General features: G+C 57.4%; 21 protein-coding genes. 8 read left to right on the top strand and 13 right to left on the bottom strand.

The annotated features are described in order from the left end of the window. Positions 1 to 116: 116 nt before the first annotated feature. On the bottom strand, positions 117 to 677 hold the full coding sequence (gene gmhB, locus AB6T85_RS08600; RefSeq protein WP_253455360.1) for a D-glycero-beta-D-manno-heptose 1,7-bisphosphate 7-phosphatase: 561 nt from the start codon (positions 675 to 677) through the stop codon (positions 117 to 119). A gap of 180 nt (positions 678 to 857) precedes the next feature. Here gmhB and metN point away from each other — a divergent pair, with 180 nt between their 5' ends. From metN to proS, 6 genes are all read left to right on the top strand, one after another. Then, the gene (gene metN, locus AB6T85_RS08595) at positions 858 to 1,889 is read left to right on the top strand and encodes a methionine ABC transporter ATP-binding protein MetN (protein WP_253455361.1); all 1,032 of its coding nucleotides are present in this window, start codon (positions 858 to 860) and stop codon (positions 1,887 to 1,889) included. Next, positions 1,882 to 2,535, top strand: coding sequence for a methionine ABC transporter permease MetI (locus AB6T85_RS08590; protein ID WP_125290540.1), 654 nt, complete (start codon positions 1,882 to 1,884; stop codon positions 2,533 to 2,535). Before metN ends, AB6T85_RS08590 begins: the two co-directional genes overlap by 8 nt. Before the next feature lie 30 nt (positions 2,536 to 2,565). Next, on the top strand, positions 2,566 to 3,378 hold the full coding sequence (locus tag AB6T85_RS08585; RefSeq protein ID WP_253455363.1) for a MetQ/NlpA family lipoprotein: 813 nt from the start codon (positions 2,566 to 2,568) through the stop codon (positions 3,376 to 3,378). A gap of 151 nt (positions 3,379 to 3,529) precedes the next feature. Continuing rightward, positions 3,530 to 3,934, top strand: coding sequence for an envelope stress sensor lipoprotein RcsF (gene rcsF, locus AB6T85_RS08580; RefSeq protein ID WP_253455364.1), 405 nt, complete (start codon positions 3,530 to 3,532; stop codon positions 3,932 to 3,934). Further along, the gene (tsaA, locus tag AB6T85_RS08575) at positions 3,931 to 4,635 is read left to right on the top strand and encodes a tRNA (N6-threonylcarbamoyladenosine(37)-N6)-methyltransferase TrmO (RefSeq protein WP_301252449.1); all 705 of its coding nucleotides are present in this window, start codon (positions 3,931 to 3,933) and stop codon (positions 4,633 to 4,635) included. Before rcsF ends, tsaA begins: the two co-directional genes overlap by 4 nt. Positions 4,636 to 4,741: 106 nt before the next feature. After that, on the top strand, positions 4,742 to 6,460 hold the full coding sequence (gene proS / locus AB6T85_RS08570; RefSeq protein WP_369895285.1) for a proline--tRNA ligase: 1,719 nt from the start codon (positions 4,742 to 4,744) through the stop codon (positions 6,458 to 6,460). A gap of 31 nt (positions 6,461 to 6,491) precedes the next feature. Here proS and AB6T85_RS08565 read toward each other — a convergent pair whose 3' ends face one another. The 3 genes from AB6T85_RS08565 to AB6T85_RS08555 are packed head-to-tail and all read right to left on the bottom strand — an operon-like array spanning position 6,492 to position 7,888. Then, positions 6,492 to 6,896, bottom strand: a complete 405-nt coding sequence (locus AB6T85_RS08565; RefSeq protein WP_369895284.1) for a copper resistance protein NlpE N-terminal domain-containing protein — start codon at positions 6,894 to 6,896, stop codon at positions 6,492 to 6,494. A gap of 21 nt (positions 6,897 to 6,917) precedes the next feature. After that, complete coding sequence (gene arfB / locus AB6T85_RS08560) at positions 6,918 to 7,340, bottom strand: alternative ribosome rescue aminoacyl-tRNA hydrolase ArfB (protein WP_253455368.1); 423 nt, start codon at positions 7,338 to 7,340, stop codon at positions 6,918 to 6,920. Continuing rightward, complete coding sequence (locus AB6T85_RS08555) at positions 7,337 to 7,888, bottom strand: YaeQ family protein (RefSeq protein ID WP_253455369.1); 552 nt, start codon at positions 7,886 to 7,888, stop codon at positions 7,337 to 7,339. The genes arfB and AB6T85_RS08555 overlap by 4 nt, the downstream gene beginning before the upstream one ends. A 129-nt stretch (positions 7,889 to 8,017) precedes the next feature. Between AB6T85_RS08555 and AB6T85_RS08550 the strand changes: the two genes are divergently transcribed. Together AB6T85_RS08550 and rof are read left to right on the top strand one after the other, a co-directional pair. After that, entirely contained in the window at positions 8,018 to 8,218 is a 201-nt protein-coding gene (locus tag AB6T85_RS08550) for a YaeP family protein (RefSeq protein WP_125290532.1), read from the top strand. After that, entirely contained in the window at positions 8,205 to 8,465 is a 261-nt protein-coding gene (rof, locus tag AB6T85_RS08545) for a Rho-binding antiterminator (RefSeq protein WP_301289610.1), read from the top strand. The genes AB6T85_RS08550 and rof overlap by 14 nt, the downstream gene beginning before the upstream one ends. Positions 8,466 to 8,501: 36 nt before the next feature. Here rof and AB6T85_RS08540 read toward each other — a convergent pair whose 3' ends face one another. From AB6T85_RS08540 to ileS, 9 genes are all read right to left on the bottom strand, one after another. Beyond that, a complete protein-coding gene (locus tag AB6T85_RS08540) occupies positions 8,502 to 8,810 on the bottom strand; it encodes a c-type cytochrome (protein WP_253455370.1) in 309 nt (102 codons plus the stop codon). Continuing rightward, positions 8,807 to 10,108: a tRNA lysidine(34) synthetase TilS gene (tilS, locus tag AB6T85_RS08535; protein WP_253455371.1), complete on the bottom strand. Its 1,302-nt coding sequence runs from the start codon at positions 10,106 to 10,108 to the stop codon at positions 8,807 to 8,809. Before tilS ends, AB6T85_RS08540 begins: the two co-directional genes overlap by 4 nt. Positions 10,109 to 10,157: 49 nt before the next feature. Further along, entirely contained in the window at positions 10,158 to 10,544 is a 387-nt protein-coding gene (locus AB6T85_RS08530) for a VOC family protein (protein WP_125290528.1), read from the bottom strand. Between the two features lie 74 nt (positions 10,545 to 10,618). Then, complete coding sequence (locus AB6T85_RS08525) at positions 10,619 to 12,757, bottom strand: lysine decarboxylase LdcC (RefSeq protein ID WP_253455372.1); 2,139 nt, start codon at positions 12,755 to 12,757, stop codon at positions 10,619 to 10,621. An 80-nt stretch (positions 12,758 to 12,837) separates the two neighbouring features. Further along, the gene (locus AB6T85_RS08520; protein ID WP_125290526.1) at positions 12,838 to 13,023 is read right to left on the bottom strand and encodes a YegP family protein; all 186 of its coding nucleotides are present in this window, start codon (positions 13,021 to 13,023) and stop codon (positions 12,838 to 12,840) included. Positions 13,024 to 13,237: 214 nt separating this feature from the next. Beyond that, positions 13,238 to 14,191 (bottom strand): 4-hydroxy-3-methylbut-2-enyl diphosphate reductase, encoded by a 954-nt coding sequence (ispH, locus tag AB6T85_RS08515; RefSeq protein ID WP_253455373.1) that lies wholly within the window; start codon positions 14,189 to 14,191, stop codon positions 13,238 to 13,240. Continuing rightward, the gene (fkpB, locus tag AB6T85_RS08510) at positions 14,172 to 14,642 is read right to left on the bottom strand and encodes an FKBP-type peptidyl-prolyl cis-trans isomerase (protein ID WP_253455374.1); all 471 of its coding nucleotides are present in this window, start codon (positions 14,640 to 14,642) and stop codon (positions 14,172 to 14,174) included. Before fkpB ends, ispH begins: the two co-directional genes overlap by 20 nt. Next, positions 14,635 to 15,144, bottom strand: coding sequence for a signal peptidase II (gene lspA, locus AB6T85_RS08505; RefSeq protein WP_253455375.1), 510 nt, complete (start codon positions 15,142 to 15,144; stop codon positions 14,635 to 14,637). The genes fkpB and lspA overlap by 8 nt, the downstream gene beginning before the upstream one ends. Beyond that, positions 15,144 to 17,951, bottom strand: a complete 2,808-nt coding sequence (gene ileS / locus AB6T85_RS08500; RefSeq protein WP_301252443.1) for an isoleucine--tRNA ligase — start codon at positions 17,949 to 17,951, stop codon at positions 15,144 to 15,146. Before ileS ends, lspA begins: the two co-directional genes overlap by 1 nt. Positions 17,952 to 17,970 lie beyond the last annotated feature (19 nt).

Genomic DNA, 17,970 nt, shown 5'->3' with positions numbered 1-17,970 from the left:
CTGTAAGCCGTTGTGCCGTCTCAGTGGTTGCGCATTATAGGGAGGCGCCGCGGAAAGGCAAGCGTAAAAATGAACTTTTTTATCGTTCGCTCTATTTTTGCTCGCAACGCTGCTTTTTAGCGCTTTTTGATGCGCGAAGGCAGGTCAGCAAGGCTATCTATCACCCAATCTGCTGCATTTTCGCCCTCTTCCGTTACCGGCTTGCCGCTGCGCACTAATACCTTTGTGCCTACACCTGCCGCTTTACCTGCCAGCAGGTCATCAATTTTGTCGCCTACTATATAAGAAGCCGCCATATCGATATTCAGCTCTTTTTGGGCAGAGAGCAGCATGCCCGGCTGCGGCTTACGGCAGTCGCATTCCTGACGATACTCTTCCACTACGCCTTCCGGATGGTGAGGACAATAATAGATGCCGTCCAGGTCGACTTCGCGATCGGCCAGCGACCAGTCCATCCACTCCGTTAACTGCATAAAGGTATCTTCCGTAAAGAGGCCGCGAGCGATACCAGATTGGTTGGTGACCACCACCAGCGCGAAACCCATTTTTTTCAGTTCCTGCATCGCTTCGATAACACCGTCGATAAACTGAAAGTTGTCGATCTCATGGACATAGCCGCGATCGATATTCATGGTACCGTCACGGTCGAGAAATATTGCGGGGACTTTGTTCGTCACGTGGAAACTCCTGCTACTAATGTTAAGACAGAGTATCGCACGTTTGTATCCGCAGAGAGAATGCCCCTTAAGCGCGCATTGATTGATTCAGACGTCTGGATGCCTTACCATCCACTCGCAGCTCTCTGCAGGAAAGTGCAGACGAATATTTGCCACGGCCCACTCTATTACGATAATAAAATGATAAAACTTCAAAATATCAGCAAAGTGTTCCGACAGGGCACCCGCACTATTACCGCGCTGACGGATGTCAGCCTGGAAGTGCCCGCCGGACAAATTTATGGCGTAATCGGCTCGTCCGGCGCCGGGAAAAGCACGCTTATCCGCTGCGTGAATCTGCTTGAGCGTCCTACCTCAGGCACCGTGTTAGTGGATAGCCAGGATTTAACCGCCTTTTCAGAAAGCCAGCTGACCCAGGCGCGCCGCCAAATCGGTATGATCTTCCAGCACTTTAACCTGCTGAACTCCCGTACCGTTGCGGGCAATGTCGCGCTGCCGCTGGAGCTGGGCAAGCTTTCCCGCAGCGAGATCGACTCGCGGGTTAACGAGCTGCTGGAACTGGTTGGTCTGGCGGATAAAAAGGACGCCTGGCCTGCCAATCTTTCCGGCGGACAAAAGCAGCGCGTCGCTATCGCCCGCGCGCTGGCCACCAATCCTAAAGTGCTGCTGTGCGACGAAGCCACCAGCGCCCTCGATCCGGCGACGACCAGAGCGATTCTGGAGCTGCTGAAAGATATCAACCGTCGCCTGGGGATCACTATCCTGCTAATCACCCATGAAATGGACGTGGTGAAACGCATCTGCGATCGCGTCGCCGTGATCAGCAACGGCAAGCTGATTGAACAGGACACGGTCAGCGAAGTCTTTTCTCATCCCAAGACGCCGCTGGCACAGCAGTTTATTCAGTCCACGCTGCATCTGGATATTCCGGAGGATTATGCCGCGCGGCTGTCGGCAACGGCGAAACCGGAAAGCGTCCCTTTATTACGTCTGGAATTTACCGGCAAGTCCGTAGATGCTCCGCTGCTGTCGGAAGCAGCCCGCCGTTTTAACGTTAACAACAATATTATCAGCGCGCAGATGGATTACGCGGGCGGCGTTAAGTTCGGCATTATGCTGACGGAAATGCACGGCGCAGCGGCTGATACGCAGACAGCAATCGCTTTTCTGCAGGAACACCATGTAAAGGTAGAGGTATTAGGTTATGTCTGAGGCAATGATTCTGCTGCTCTGCCGTGGCGTATGGGAAACGCTGGTCATGACTTTTGTTTCCGGTTTCTTTGGCTTCGTGCTCGGCCTGCCGCTTGGCGTGCTGCTGTACGTAACGCGTCCGGGCCAGATTATCGAAAACCGCGGGCTGTATCGCTTTTTATCCGCGCTGGTGAATATTTTCCGCGCCATTCCTTTTATTATCCTGCTGGTCTGGATGATCCCGTTTACCCGCATGATCGTCGGCACCTCGATTGGCTTACAGGCGGCTATCGTACCGTTAACCATCGGCGCCGCGCCTTTTATCGCGCGCATGGTAGAGAACACGCTGCTGGAGCTGCCGCATGGCCTGATTGAGGCCTCGCGGGCGATGGGCGCGACGCCGTTGCAGATCGTGAAAAAAGTGCTGCTGCCGGAAGCCCTTCCCGGCCTGATTAATGCGGCGACCATTACGCTTATTACCCTGGTCGGCTATTCGGCCATGGGCGGCGCCGTCGGCGCGGGCGGTCTGGGACAAATCGGTATTCAGTATGGTTATATCGGCTACAACGCCACCGTGATGAATACCGTATTGGTGCTGTTAGTGGTTCTGGTTTATTTGATTCAGTTCTGTGGCGACCGCATTGTTCGTGCTGTCACCCACAAGTAAATAACGCTTCTTACAGATTAAGGAAAGGATATGTTTAATTTTAAAACGATTGCCGCTGTGGGTGCGCTGATTGGTTCGCTGGCGCTGGTCGGGTGCGATCAGAAAGAGAAGGATCCTAACCATATTAAGGTCGGCGTGATTGTAGGTTCCGAGCAGCAGGTTGCCGAAGTCGCCAAAAAGGTCGCCAAAGATAAATATGGTCTGGATGTAGAGCTGGTCACCTTTAATGATTATGTCCTGCCGAACGAAGCGTTGAGCAAGGGCGATATCGACGTTAATGCTTTCCAGCACAAGCCTTATCTGGATCAGCAGATCAAAGATCGCAACTATAAGCTGGTGCCTGTTGGCAGCACCTTCGTTTATCCAATTGCGGGCTACTCGAAAAAGATCAAGTCGCTGGACGAGCTGCAGAATGGCGCGCAGGTTGCCATTCCGAACGATCCCACTAATCTTGGCCGCTCACTGCTGCTGCTGCAGAAAGTAGGTCTGATTAAGCTGAAAGACGGCATCGGCCTGCTGCCGACCGTGCTGGACGTGGTAGAAAACCCGAAAAACATTAAGCTGGTTGAGCTGGAAGCGCCGCAGCTGCCACGTTCACTGGACGATCAGCAAATTGCGCTGGCGGTGATCAACACTACCTATGCCAGCCAGATCAACCTGACGCCGGCCAAAGACGGCATCTTCGTTGAGGATAAAGATTCTCCTTACGTGAACCTGATCGTGGCGCGTGAAGATAACAAAGATGCTGAAAACGTGAAGAAATTCGTTGAAGCCTATCAGTCCGACGAAGTCAGCGAAGCGGCTAATAAGATTTTCAACGGCGGCGCGGTGAAAGGCTGGTAATTTCCTTTCAGTACCACACTATTCTGGCGGTCACCTGGCCGTCACCTCAGCAAAGCGGGCAATAGCCCGCTTTGTTCATTTATGCGCGCTTGTTATTTGCCGCCGGGCTTGCTTCAATAACGCCTCTTTTACCGACAATGAGGATGTTCCCATGCGTGTTGTACCGCTCTGTTTGTTAGCCCTTTCGCTGACAGGGTGTTCATTGCTGCATAAGCCTTATAAGCCCGTAGAGCCTTTTAAGCAGCCTGCACAAACTGAGCCAGTCAGGAGCAAACCCGCGCCGCGTCCCGCACCGGTAAAACTTTACAGCGACGCCAGCGATCTGGTCAGCAAGCCTTTCCGCGATCTGGGCGAAGTCTATGGCGAAGATTGCCAGAGCAGCAGACAAAGTTCGCCGCCGGCTATCGCCACCGCCCGTAAAAGAATGCAGATCCGCGCCTCCGCGATGAAAGCCAATGCGGTGCTGCTGCACAAGTGTGAAATCGTCACCAATTCCCAGGGCTGCTACCGCCAGGCGGTGTGCCAGGGTTCGGCCCTGAAAGTCAGCGGCCAATGAGTTTTACCTTCCAGCCAATTGGCACTATCCATTCGCCGTGGAAAGAGAAGTTCGCGGTTCCGCGTCAGCCAGGCCTGATCCAGGACGGCGGCGGCGAGCTGCGGCTGCTGTCGCCCTATAATCAGCCGGAAGCGGTGCGCGGGCTGGAAGCGTTCAGCCATCTGTGGCTGCTGTTTGTGTTTCACCAGACGATGGCAGGCGGCTGGCGACCCACCGTTCGCCCTCCCCGGCTGGGCGGCAATGCGCGCATGGGCGTCTTCGCCACCCGATCCACCTTTCGTCCCAACCCGATCGGCATGTCGCTGGTAGAGCTGAAGGGCATCCGGACGGGAAAAGGCGAAGTGGTGCTGGAACTGGGCAGTCTGGATCTGGTTGACGGCACGCCGATAGTGGATATCAAGCCCTACCTGCCTTTCGCCGAGTCGATCCCTGCCGCGCGCGCGGGTTTCGCGCAGGAGGCGCCGGAAGCCTCTATGCCGGTAGCGTTTTCGCCGCAGGCCGTCCAGCAGATTGCGCAGCACGGCGCGCGCTATCCGCATCTGCAACGTTTTATCGCCGAAGTGCTGGCCCAGGATCCGCGTCCGGCCTACCGCAAAGGCGAAGAGCCGGAACGGGAATACGCCGCCTGGCTGCTGGATTTCAACGTGCGCTGGCGCGTCGACGCCTCCGGCACGCTGGTGACCGCCGTAGAGCGTCGTTAATTTATCTTCTGTCTCTTTTGAGTCTCTGACCACGCTGGTACACTAGCCGCCAGCAATTATTTAGCCTGGCTTAATGTAGCTTTCTGCTTAACTGGAATCGTAACTCATGCGTACTACTCAATATCTGCTCTCCACCCAGAAGGAGACGCCTGCCGACGCTGAAGTGATCAGCCACCAGCTGATGCTGCGCGCCGGAATGATCCGCAAACTGGCTTCCGGGCTGTATACCTGGCTGCCAACCGGCCTGCGCGTTCTGAAAAAAGTCGAAAACATCGTGCGTGAAGAGATGAACAACGCCGGTGCTATCGAAATCTCTATGCCGGTCGTGCAGCCCGCCGATCTGTGGCAGGAAAGCGGACGCTGGGAGCAGTACGGACCGGAGCTGCTGCGCCTGGTCGATCGCGGCGACCGCCCTTTTGTACTTGGCCCGACGCACGAGGAAGTGATCACCGATCTGATCCGCAACGAGCTGAGCTCTTATAAGCAGCTACCGCTGAATCTTTTCCAGATCCAGACCAAGTTCCGCGATGAGGTACGCCCTCGCTTTGGCGTAATGCGCTCGCGCGAGTTCATCATGAAAGATGCCTATTCGTTCCATACTTCGCAGGAATCGCTGCAGGCGACCTACGATGATATGTATCGCGCTTACAGCCAGAGCTTTGCGCGCATGGGCCTGGATTTCCGCGCCGTGCAGGCCGATACCGGCTCCATCGGCGGCAGCGCCTCGCATGAGTTCCAGGTGCTGGCCGAGAGCGGCGAAGACGATATCGTGTTCTCTACCGGCTCCGACTACGCGGCGAATATCGAACTGGCCGAGGCCGTTGCGCCAGCCGGCAGCCGTGCAGACGCCACCCAGCCAATGGTGGAAATCGACACGCCGAACGCGAAAACCATCGCGGCGCTGGTTGAACAGCATAAGCTGCCGATTGAGAAGACCGTGAAGACGCTGCTGGTACAGGCAACCAAAGAGAGCGGCCATTCGCTGGTTGCGCTGATTGTGCGCGGCGACCATGAGCTTAACGAAATCAAAGCCGAAAAAATTGATATCGTCGCCGCGCCGCTGACCTTTGCAAGCGAAGAGGAGATTCGCGCGGCAACGGGCGCAGGCCCTGGCTCCCTTGGCCCGGTCGGCCTGACGCTGCCAATCGTGGTTGACCGCACCGTCGCGATGATGAGCGATTTCTGCGCCGGTGCGAACCAGGACGGCAAGCACCTGACCGGCATCAACTGGCAGCGCGATCTGCCGCTGCCGCGCGTGGCCGATCTGCGCAACGTGGTGGAAGGCGACGCCAGCCCGGATGGAAAAGGCACGCTGCTGATCAAGCGCGGCATCGAAGTTGGTCATATCTTCCAGCTCGGCACCAAGTATTCCGAAGCGATGAAAGCCTCCGTGCAGGGCGAAGACGGCCGCAATCAGGTGCTGACCATGGGCTGTTACGGCATCGGCATCACGCGTATCGTGGCTGCCGCTATCGAGCAGAACCATGACGAGCGCGGCATTATCTGGCCTGCGGCGCTGGCGCCGTTCCAGGTGGCTATTCTGCCGATGAATATGCACAAATCCTTCCGCGTGAAGGAGCTGGCGGAAGAGCTGTACGCTCAGCTGCGCACTAAAGGCATCGACGTGATCCTTGACGATCGCAAAGAGCGTCCTGGCGTGATGTTTGCCGATATGGAGCTGATTGGCGTGCCGCATACCGTCGTCATCGGCGACCGTAATCTCGACAGCGAGGAAGTGGAGTACAAATCCCGCCGCGCGGGCGAGAAGCAGATGATTAAAACAGGCGAAATCCTGGATTTCCTGCTGGCCGAAATCAACAAGTAGTCGTCAGGCGGCGGGCGTTCTGTCCGCCGCTTCAGCTGCCCGTTTCTACCGGCGCCAGCCGATAGTTCAGCGTGGTCGATAGCGCTTCGCCGCTCGCGTCCGTCATCTCCAGCCCGCTGTCGCGCGGCCGAAAATAGCGCTTCTCTCCCCGATCCGATACCAGCACCAGTTTTTCCGCCGTGCGCGACCAGTGGCCCTGCTGCTGATTTTCAACGTGTTCGTCGGTCAGATAGCGCTCCTGCAAACGGTAGCGCCCGCCCTGCTCTAAAGAGAGCGTGACCTGGATGCCTCCACAGTCGGCGCAGGGAATAACGCCGCGATAGTTCTGCACCTGTGCCTCGCGCGGCTGCACCGTTGCCGCCGCATCGTAGTTCTGACAGCCCATCAGCGGGCCAAAGAACAGCGATATCACCAGAACAATCAGAACCTTTTTCACTTTCCCTCCTCTGTCATACGATCAGTCAGGCACGCGTCGCATTTTGCCGCGCAGCGATTTGGTGGTGGCTTTGCGCGCCTTGCCCTCCAGCCGCCGCTTTTTAGACGCCAGCGTGGGCCGCGTGGCCCGCCTTGTTTTTTCGACTACCGTCAGCTCCTGGATCAGGTTTTCCAGCCTTTTCAGCGCCGCTTCACGATTCATCTCCTGGCTGCGATACTCCTGCGCCTTGATAATCACTATCCCTTCCGGCGTAATCAGATGGTGACTGGCCGACAGCAGCCGCTCTTTATAAAACTCCGGCAGGCTGGAGGCGCGAATATCAAACCGTAAATGGATCGCCGTAGAGCTTTTATTCACGTTCTGACCGCCGTTCCCCTGCGCTCGGATAGCGGTTAATTCCAGCTCGCTATCGGGAATGGTCGCGTGGCGTGACAGGACGATCATGCCGGTTTACCGTCGAGCAGCCAGTCGGTAAAGCGCAGTTCCAGATGCTGCTGCTCGTCGGAAAGCCAGATGGTGCCGTCCTGAATGGTCGCCTGGAGCGTCATGGAGCGTGAGGCAAGCTGCGTCAGCGCCTTCAGCTGCTCATCATCCAGGAAACGCACGGTCAGGTTCGCCTGCTGAAGCTTATTCTGGTTTTGCAGCCACCAAATCTGCGCGGCGCGGGCGTTATAAGTATACAAGTATACGCGGGCTGCGCGATTGCACGCTTTTTTTAACCGCCGCTCGTCCGGCAGCCCCAGCTCTATCCAGACCTCAATGCCGTTGTGATCGTTCATCAGCCAGATTTCCGGCTCGTCTTCCGCGCTCAGGCCGCGCGTAAAGGTCAGCCTTTCATGCGCGTTAACCAGCCATGCCAGCAGACGCAGCATCAGCCTTTCTTCCGTTTCGGAAGGATGTCGGGCCAGCGTCAGCACGCTGTCCAGAAACACGTTTTTGTCCATATCGGCCACGTTGACGGTGGCTTTATAAATTGTCGCTTTAAGTGCCATGGTATTCCTTATAGTCGTTGTCGGGCATTGTAACCCGTGCGGGCAGCAAATCACGCTCCGCCTGGCTGATTTCCCGTGAAATCCTGTGTTATAGTCGTCAGGTCGCCAAAGAAAATTCTTGAGGTGCATGTGCAAAAGTATTGTGAATTAGTTCGTCGTAAATATGCTGAAATCGGCAGCGGCGATCTGGGATACGTGCCGGACGCGATAGCTTGCGTTTTAAAAGCACTGAATGAGGTAGCCGCAAATCCTGAGCTACACTCTTCAATCAGGGAACAGGCAGCTTTTGCTGCTGCTAACTTATTGGTGAGCGATTATGTTGACGAATGAATACCAACCGATCAACTGCGATGATTACGACAATCTGGAACTTGCCTGCCAGAAACAGCTGACGCTGGCGCTGGCGCTGAAGGACGGCGAGCAGTTGAAGGCAAAGGCCATAGATATGCTGTTGCGCAAGAAGGTGGAATACCTGGTCGTCGATCTCTCAGGCGAGATCCGCGAGCTGCGTCTGGATCATATCGCCAGTTTCAGCCACCCTGAACTGGGTACCGTTGTGGTCAGCGAGTCTGACTAACCCCCAATCGGGCGGAAGCTATTCCGCCCTCCGTCGTCAGGGCTTCAGGCCCGCATAGTAAGCCGCCAGATCCGCCATATCCTCATCGCTCAGTCCCGCTACGAAAGCTTTCATCACCTCTGCCTGGCCGCCGCTGCGCTCGCCTTTTTGATAGGCGTGGAGCGAGTGATCGAGATAGTCTGCATTCTGGCCCGCCAGATTGGGATACAGCGACACGGCGGCTTTGCCTGCGGCGCCGTGACAGCCCTGACAGCTGGCGGCTTTTTGCTGGCCGCTCTGCGCGTTGCCCGCCAGCGCGGGGAAACTGATCGCCAGCAGCAGCGCCGACGCGATTACTTTTTTCATTGCTCATCCTGTTGCCAGCTGATTTGCCAGCCGGGTTGCTCTTTCGGATCGCCTTCACGGGTAACAAAGACGCCCACGGCGGCAATCAGCTGATTGCCATAAAACAGCAGCGGCGTGCGCTCGCGCAGCCACGGGGCCACACCAAGCTCCTGCCAGATTTTTTTTATCGGCCGACTGCCCGCGCGTCCGACAATATGTATTTTCCCCTGCGCCTGGAAGCGCACGCTGACCGCCTCGTCAGCCTGCGGCACCCGCACTTTTGTGCCTGTGTCACCGCGTACCAGCCTGCCCATTTTAGCCGGCAGCGCCAGCGATAAAGACGTCAAAGGCCAGGCAAGCACCTCATCACGGACAGATACGGCGACCGGCAGCCAGTACAGGCGGCCGCGAAAGCGCCGGATTTCAACATTGCCCAACAGCAGGCGCGGCTCCGCATCTTCACGGCTACAGGCCACTTCCTGCCAGATACGCGCCAGCGCATCCCGCGAAGGCATCAGCCCCTGATGCTGCGCTATCCAGCGTCGCAGCAGCGCGGCGCGTCGGCTGTCGCTCATCGCGGCCAGCGGCGCTATCGCCAGCGCGCCCTTTTCATCCATTAGCGAACGGAGCGATTCAGCCAGCAGCTCATCCAGCAGCTGTTCCTGCTCGCCGCACAGGGCCGCGCTGCGCGCCGCCGCGCGGGCAAAATGAGGCCAGCGCGCGCTCAGTTCGGGCAGAATAACCTGACGCAGGAAATTACGGTCGTAGCGCGTATCCTGATTGCTGTCGTCCTCAACCCAGCTCAGCTGATGTTCTGCCGCCCACTGCTCCAGCTGCGCTCGCGTCTGCGTCAACAGCGGCCGCAGGTGCAGATGCGAATCAAGTCTGACGCTGACGGGCATAGCGGCCAGCCCGGCCGGCCCGCTGCCTCTTTTCAGCGCCAGCAGCAGCGTTTCGCACTGATCGTCCAGATGCTGCGCGGTCAACAGACATTCGCCGGGCTGAAGGTGCTGACGAAACGCCTGATAGCGCGCCTCGCGGGCAGCCGCCTCTATGCCTTTTTCCCGCCCGTCGACCTGCACATACACCACTTCCAGCGCCACCTGCCAGCGCGCGCACTGCTGCCGACAGTGCGTCGCCCAGCTTTCCGCAAGCGGATTAAGGCCGTGATGAATATGAATGGCGCGTAAAGTGAGGGCGTGCTGCTGACGCAGGCAGACCAGCTGGTGCAGCAGCACGCTGGAATCCAGGCCGCCGCTGAAGGCCACCAGCAGCTGCCGTTGTCCGGCAAGATGGTGTTGAAGATCGGACAGTGACATGCAAATCCCTGAAGCAAAAAGGCCCGGCCGACAGCGGCCAGGCGCTATTTTACGCCTGATACAGCTCCAGCGGCAAACCGTCCGGATCTTTAAAGAAGGTATAGCGCTTGTCGGTCAGCGGATCGACGCGGATCGCCTCGCAGCTGACGCCCTTCTCTTCAAGATGCTGCTTTGCCGCCTCGATATCCTCCACGCTGAACGCCAGATGGCGCAGGCCGCAGGCTTCCGGGCCGTCCGGCCGCGCAGGCGGAAAAGGAAACGAAAACAGTTCAATAGCGTACTCGCCGTTCAGCGCCAGATCGCCTTTCCAGGAATCCCGCGCTTCCCGATACACTTCACCCATCAGCGTAAAACCCAGCACGTCGCAATAGAAAGCCTTACTGGTTTCATAATGGCTGGCGATAATAGCGATATGGTGTACTTTCCTGATAAACATGTCTTTCTCCTGAATAAAAGCTTCCGGCTACCTTACGCAGACCGGAAGCACAGGACAATGGCACAATTCCGGAACTACGCTTTCAGCACGCGAACCAGATACTGCCCTTCGTCGGTCAGGGTGGCGCCATGAATATCGGTTTCGAAACCGGGATAGTGACGACCGATGGTGCAGAGCATCAGCAGGAAGTCGAGCACCGCGCGGCTCTCTTCGGTGATCATCTCGCCCGGCATCACCACCGGCACGCCCGGCGGATAAGGCAGGATCATATTGGCCGATACTCGCCCGACTAATTTGCTGAGGTCTACCGTTTCCACATTGCCTTTCACCTGCTGCTGGAACATCTGGTGCGGCGTCAGCTTCATTTCCGGCAGCTTATCGAAGGCCTGAAGCATCAGCCTTGGCAAATCGTGATCGCGGATCAGATTATGAATGCCCTGGGCCAGCGTCTGAATGCGCATATTGCGATAAAACTCCGGCGCCTGCGCATAAAGATCCGGCAGCATGTTTCTGACCCGCAGATTAAGGTCGTAAGCGCGCTTGAACTCGGTCAGGCCGCGCAGCACGCTCATCGCCTTGGTTTTATCAATGCCGATGCTGAACAGGAACAGCAGATTGTAAGGCCCGGTTTTTTCCACCACCACGCCGCGCTCGTCGAGGTATTTCGCCACCAGCGCCGCCGGGATCCCTTCATCCGCCATCACGCCCTGCTCGCTCATGCCCGGCGTCAGGATCGTTACCTTAATAGGATCGAGGTACATATGATCGGCATCGGCATCGTTAAAGCCGTGCCAGTCTTCCTCGCCCGGCTGGATAGGCCAGCACTGCGGCTCGTCGACGCCTTCCGGCTGCCAGATATCGAAGAACCAGCCTTCGGATTCTTCTCGCAGCCGCTGAACTTCGCGCCGGAAATGCAGCGCGCGCTCTACGGAGCGATTAATCAGCCGCTTGCCCGGATTGCCGCGCAGCATCGCCGCCGCCGTTTCTATCGACGCCACGATGGGATAGTTCGGCGAGGTGGTGGTGTGCATCATATAGGCTTCATTAAAGGTTTGTTCGTCGTACTCCCCTTTAATATGGATCAGCGAGGCCTGCGAAAAAGCGGCCAGCAGCTTATGGGTGGACTGGGTTTCGTAGATGATCTTACCCGGCGTGCGGTCGCCGCTCATGCCGCTCAGCCCGTTATAGATAGGATGGAAATTGGTGTACGGCACCCAGGCGGAATCAAAGTGGATCGACGGCACGTCCAGCGTCTCTTTGATGTAGCGGGTGCTGTAGAGCAGCCCGTCATAGGTGGAATTAGTGATAACCGCGTGCACCGGCCAGCTGGCGCGTTCGGTCTGCTCCACCTTTTGCGCTATGCTCTCGCGGGTAAACTCCCGCTTAGGGATGCCGCCAAGAATGCCCAGCGCGTTGCGCGTTGGCTTCAGCCAGATGGGTACGATATCGCTCATCATCAGCAGGTGCGTTAAGGATTTATGGCAGTTGCGATCGATCAACACCGTGCTGCCCGACGGTGCGGCGTACATGCCGACGATTTTGTTGGAGGTCGAGGTGCCGTTGGTCACCATATAGCTTTGCTCGGCGCCGAAGGTGCGGGCGACATACTCTTCCGCCTCCAGATGCGGGCCGGTGTGGTCAAGCAGCGAGCCCAGCTCCGTGACCGAAATCGACACGTCCGCTTTTAACGCATTGCCGCCGAAGAAATCGTAAAACAAACTGCCGACCGGGCTTTTCTGAAACGCGGTGCCCGCCATATGGCCCGGCGTGCAGAAGGTATATTTCCCTTCTTTCACATAGGTGAACAGGGCCTTCGTCAGCGGTGGCGTAATGGTATCGATATATTCATTGGTGTACTGGCGGATACGCTGCCCGATATCTTCCGCCGCGCCCAGACCATATTCAAAAAACCAGATGGCCATGCGCATCTGATTAACGCTGACGTCCATCGTCGAGTGCGTATTAATAAACGCGTACAGCGGCAGATATTCATTCAGCTGATTTATTTCGCTGCACAGATCGAAGCCGTGCTCGTCCCAGTCGAAAATTACGCCGCAGATACGCGGATTGTGTTCAATCAGCTTGAGCAGATCGCCAGCGTCTTTAGGATAAATAGTTTGAAAACCCTGGGCGGCCAGCGCGCCATCCAGTTCGCGGATGGGTTCATCCTTATAGAACGCGTGGTGCGGTCCCATAATCGCGATAATATTCAATGCGGACTCCTTACAATAACGGCAAGGGGTAAGCATAGCGAAGTTGAACAGCGGAGGCAGAAAAATCGCCTCCGCCGGGGTTAGCTCCTGTCGCGCACCTCTTCGGAAGGCGCATTGGCCCGTACGGACTTAATGCCGTTCAGCGCGCCCTGCTTGCTGGCGTACATCTCGCTGGTGGCGATAATTTCATGATTGTTGGCGACCAGCACAAAATACCAGGGCTGATCCGTCTGCTTGTCTGATTTTCTTACTTCGTAGTGACCCATATTTCCCTCCTGTTTTTACTGTTCCTGACGCTATAACAAACAGCTTCGCTCACGGAATCAAGCCAAAACATTAGAAAAGTTGATCTGTTTAACTTTTTATTACGCAGAGAAAGTCGGAGAAACTGAATAAGAGGCGTGATGAGGCAAAATAAAAAAAGCCCGAAGCGAAAACGGTATTAATGTTTCCCTTCGGGCTGTAGCGAACGGTCAGGCGTTAGTCGACCTGCTTAACGTCCACGCGCAGTTCTTTCGGCACTTCAAACACGATATTCTCTTCACGGCCGATCAGCTCGATGGCCGCTTCGCCGCCCAGCTCGCGCAGACGCTGGATAACCTGCTGCACCAGAATATCCGGTGCGGAAGCGCCCGCCGTGACGCCCACGCAGCCGACGTCCTTGATCCAGGCTTCCTGAATATCGTCCGCCGAATCGATCAGCCGCGCCAGTTTGCCCGCGCGCTGGGCCAGCTCGGCCAGACGGTTGGAGTTGGAAGAGTTGCGTGAACCGACCACCAGCACCACGTCCGCATCCTTCGCCAACGTGCGTACCGCTTCCTGACGGTTAGTGGTGGCGTAGCAGATATCATCTTTACGCGGCCCGACGATCTTCGGGAAGCGATCGCGCAGCGCATCGATCACTTCGGAAGTGTCATCCACGGAAAGCGTGGTCTGGGTCATAAAGCAAAGGTTATCTTCGTTTTTGACCTGGAGCTTGTATACGTCCGCAGGCGACTCCACCAGATACATGCCGCCAGCCGGATTGCTGTACTGACCCATGGTGCCTTCCACTTCCGGGTGCCCGGCATGACCAATCAGGATCGCTTCCGTGCCCTTACGGCTGGCGCGCGCCACTTCCATATGCACCTTGGTCACCAGCGGACAGGTGGCGTCAAACAGCATGGTCAGGTTGCGCGCTTTGGCTTCCGCCCGCACCGCTTGAGAAACGCCGTGCGCGGAGAAGATCAGGATCGAGTCGTCCGGCACTTCGCTGATTTCTTCAATGAAGATAGCGCCGCGCTCGCGCAGGCTGTTAACCACGTAACGGTTGTGCACCACTTCATGCCGCACGTAGATAGGCGCGCCGTACATCTCCAGCGCGCGCTCTACGATGCTGATGGCGCGATCGACGCCGGCACAAAAGCCACGTGGATTAGCCAGCAGGATTTGCATGGTTCGCCTCCAGTACCGGATCGATTTCCAGCACTTCTACATCAAAGTGAATCGTTTGTCCGGCCAGCGGATGGTTGAAGTCCACGGTAATCGAATCCCCGGAGATTTCGCGGATTACGCCCGGCATTTCGTTGCCGTCCATGCCGCTGAACAGCATGATGGCGCCGACTTCCGGTTCGCCCGCTTCCGTAAAGTCACGGCGCGAAAAATACTGGATCAGATCCGGGCTGGCCTGGCCGAAAGCGGCATCCGGGCCGAGCGAAAACGCTTTTTTGTCGCCGGGCTTCAGGCCCAGCAACTGCTCTTCCAGCTCGCCGGAAAGGCTGCCGTCGCCCAGGCTGAACAGCGCGGGCTTGCCGTTATCCCGCGTTGATTCCGCCGTGGAGCCGTCGGCGAGTTTTAAGGTGAAATGCACCAGCACCGCGCTGTTACGCTGTACAGAATCAGTCATGCCCTGCCCTTTTCGCTTTGCCGGCGGGCGTTAAAAAGCCCTCCAGCACGATCAGCGCGGCACCGATACAGATGCCGCAGTCTGCAATATTAAACGTGGCAAAATGCCAGTCGCCCACGTAGAAGTCGATAAAATCGACCACAAAGCCGTGGTAAGCGCGATCGAACAGATTGCCCAACGCGCCGCCAATAATCAGCGCGTAAGCGATATTGTTCAGCTTCTTGCTGGCTTCGGTGCGGTACATCATCACCAGCAGCGCGACGGCAATCGCCACCGCAATCGCGGCGAAGAACCAACGCTGCCAGCCGCCTTTATCCGCCAGGAAGCTGAACGCCGCACCGTAGTTGTGCGCGTAGAAAAAGTTAAAGAACGGCATCACCGACATCGACTCGTGCAGCATCAGCGTATTCATAATCCACTGCTTGCTGCCGAAGTCGACGGCGATCACCACCAGCACCAGCCACAGCCAGCGCAGTCCGGTCGAAAAAATCGGCCTGTTCATCAGGCGAACTTACGCTGTTCGCCAGCGCCGCTGACGTTGGTGACGCAGCGGCCACAGATTTGCGCTTCCCGATCGATATCGGTCGCGTAGTGCCAGCAGCGCGGGCACTTCTCGCCTTCCGCTTTATGCAGCGCGATCTTCAGGCCTTTTACCAGCTCGCTTTGCTGAGCTTCGGACGTGGCCAGCGCATAATCCGCGACCTGGGTGCCGGAAGTCAGCAGTACGAAGCGCAGCTCGTCGCCCAGGCTGGTCAGCTTCTGCGCCAGGTCGGCGTCGGCATACAGCGTGACGGTCGCTTCCAGCGAGCCGCCCACGCGCTTGTCGGCGCGCGCCTGCTCAATGACCTTGTTGACTTCGCCGCGCACTTTCAGCAGCTCCGCCCAGAAACCATCGTTCATCGACTCGCTTTCCGCCAGACCAAACAGCCCGTCGAACCACTCTTCGGTAAAGACATACTTCTCACGTTTGCCCGGCAGCTCGTTCCAGATTTCATCCGCGGTAAACGACATGATCGGCGCCATCCAGCGCACCAGCGCTTCCGCGATGTAGTAGAGCGCGGTCTGGCAGCTGCGACGCGCCAGGCCGTCGGCTTTGGCGGTGTACTGACGGTCTTTGATGATATCCAGGTAGAAGGAGCCCATCTCAACCGAGCAGAACTGCATCAGACGCTGCACCACTTCGTGGAAGTCGTAGCTGTCGTAAGAGGCGACAATCGCATCCTGCGCGGCTTTCGCGCGGCCTACGGCCCAGCGATCCAGCACCACCATCTCTTCCGGGCTGACCATATCCGTTTCCGGGTTGAAGCCGTTCAGGTTAGCCAGCAGGAAGCGCGCGGTGTTACGGATACGACGATAGGCATCCGCAGAGCGCTTCAGGATTTCGTCCGATACTGCCATTTCGCCGGAGTAGTCGGTAGAAGCCACCCACAGGCGCAGAATATCGCCGCCCAGCTTGTTCATTACGTCCTGCGGCGACACGGTGTTGCCGATCGACTTGGACATCTTGCGGCCCTGACCGTCCACGGTAAAACCGTGCGTCAGCACCTGGCGATAAGGCGCCTTGCCTTTCATCGCCGTGGAAATCATCAGCGAGGACATAAACCAGCCGCGATGCTGATCCGAGCCTTCCAGATACATATCCGGCGTGTGGCCTTCAAATTCCGGACGCGCATCCACCACCGAATAGCTGGTGGAGCCGGAATCGAACCATACGTCCAGCGTATCCGGCACCTTGACGTAGTTTTCCGCGTCGTCGCCCATCAGCTCCTTCGCGTCCAGATCCCACCAGGCCTGGATGCCGTCCTGCTCGACGCGCTGCGCCACTTTTTCCATCAGCGCCAGCGTATCCGGATGCAGCTGCTCGGTCTCTTTATGCACGAACAGCGCCATCGGCACGCCCCAGGTGCGCTGGCGTGAAATACACCAGTCGGGACGGTTGGCAACCATAGATTCGATCCGCGCCTGGCCCCAGTCCGGGATCCACTGCACGCCTTTGATCTCTTTCAGCGACTGCTCGCGCAGGCCTTTCTGATCCATGCTGATAAACCACTGCGGCGTGGCGCGGAAAATGATGGGCGTTTTGTGACGCCAGCAGTGCGGATAGCTGTGCAGCAGTTTTTCCACGTGCAGCAGCGCGCCTTTTTCACGCAGCAGCTCAACGATCATATCGTTGGCTTTAAAGACGTTTACGCCATCCAGCGTCGGGTAAGTGCCCGGCAGGTAGCGTCCATCCGGGCCGACCGGGTTGGCCGCTTCGATACCGTATTTCTGTCCGATAACGTAGTCGTCCGGGCCGTGGCCTGGTGCCGTATGCACCGCACCGGTACCCGCTTCCAGCGTTACGTGCTCGCCCAGCACCACCGGAGAAGTGATGTCGAGGAAAGGATGACGGAAAGGCTGCAGCTCCAGCGCCGCGCCTTTGGCTTCGCCCAGCACCTGCCAGTCGCTGACGCCGGCACGTTTCATCACGCTTGCCACCAGATCTTTCGCCAGGATCAGCGCGCGCCCTTCGATCTGCACCAGCTGGTAGTCAAATTCAGGGTGCAGAGAGATAGCGCGGTTAGCCGGCATGGTCCACGGCGTGGTGGTCCAGATAACCAGCGAGATCGGGCCTTCTACGCTGTCAGCGCCGAATTTAGCACGCACGGCGTCGGCATCTACCGCGTTGAACATCACGTCGATAGAAGGCGAGGTTTTGTCGTAGTACTCCACTTCTGCTTCCGCCAGCGCGGAGCGGCAGTCCAGGCACCAGTGCACCGGCTTGGCGCCTTTATGCAGGTGGCCGTTGCCGATGATTTTGCCCAGCGCGCGAATGATATTGGCTTCGGTCTGGAAATTCATCGTCAGGTAAGGACGATCCCAGTCGCCCAGCACGCCAAGACGGATAAAGTCTTTTTTCTGGCCTTCAACCTGCTCTGCCGCATAGTTACGGCACGCCTCGCGGAATTCAGCCGCCGTGACCTTCTCGCCCGGCTTGCCGATCATCTGCTCGACCTTGTGTTCGATAGGCAGACCGTGGCAGTCCCAGCCCGGCACATAAGGCGAATCGAAGCCCGCCAGGCCTTTGGACTTAACGATAATGTCTTTCAGAATCTTGTTGACGGAGTGACCAATATGAATGCTGCCGTTCGCGTAGGGAGGGCCGTCATGCAGGATAAAGGTTTTTTTCCCTTTTTTGGCTTCGCGGATGATGCCGTACAGATTGTCAGCATACCAACGTTGCAGCATTCCCGGTTCGCGTTTGGCCAGATCGCCACGCATCGGGAACCCCGTTTCCGGCAAATTCAGGGTAGATTTATAGTCACTCATCAGATTCTCGATTCCGTAT

Source organism: Erwinia aeris, from assembly GCF_041224955.1.
GTDB classification, from domain to species: domain Bacteria; phylum Pseudomonadota; class Gammaproteobacteria; order Enterobacterales; family Enterobacteriaceae; genus Erwinia; species Erwinia aeris.
The sequence above is the reverse complement of the archived record's forward strand: the minus strand, read 5'-3'. Positions and strand labels throughout refer to the sequence as shown.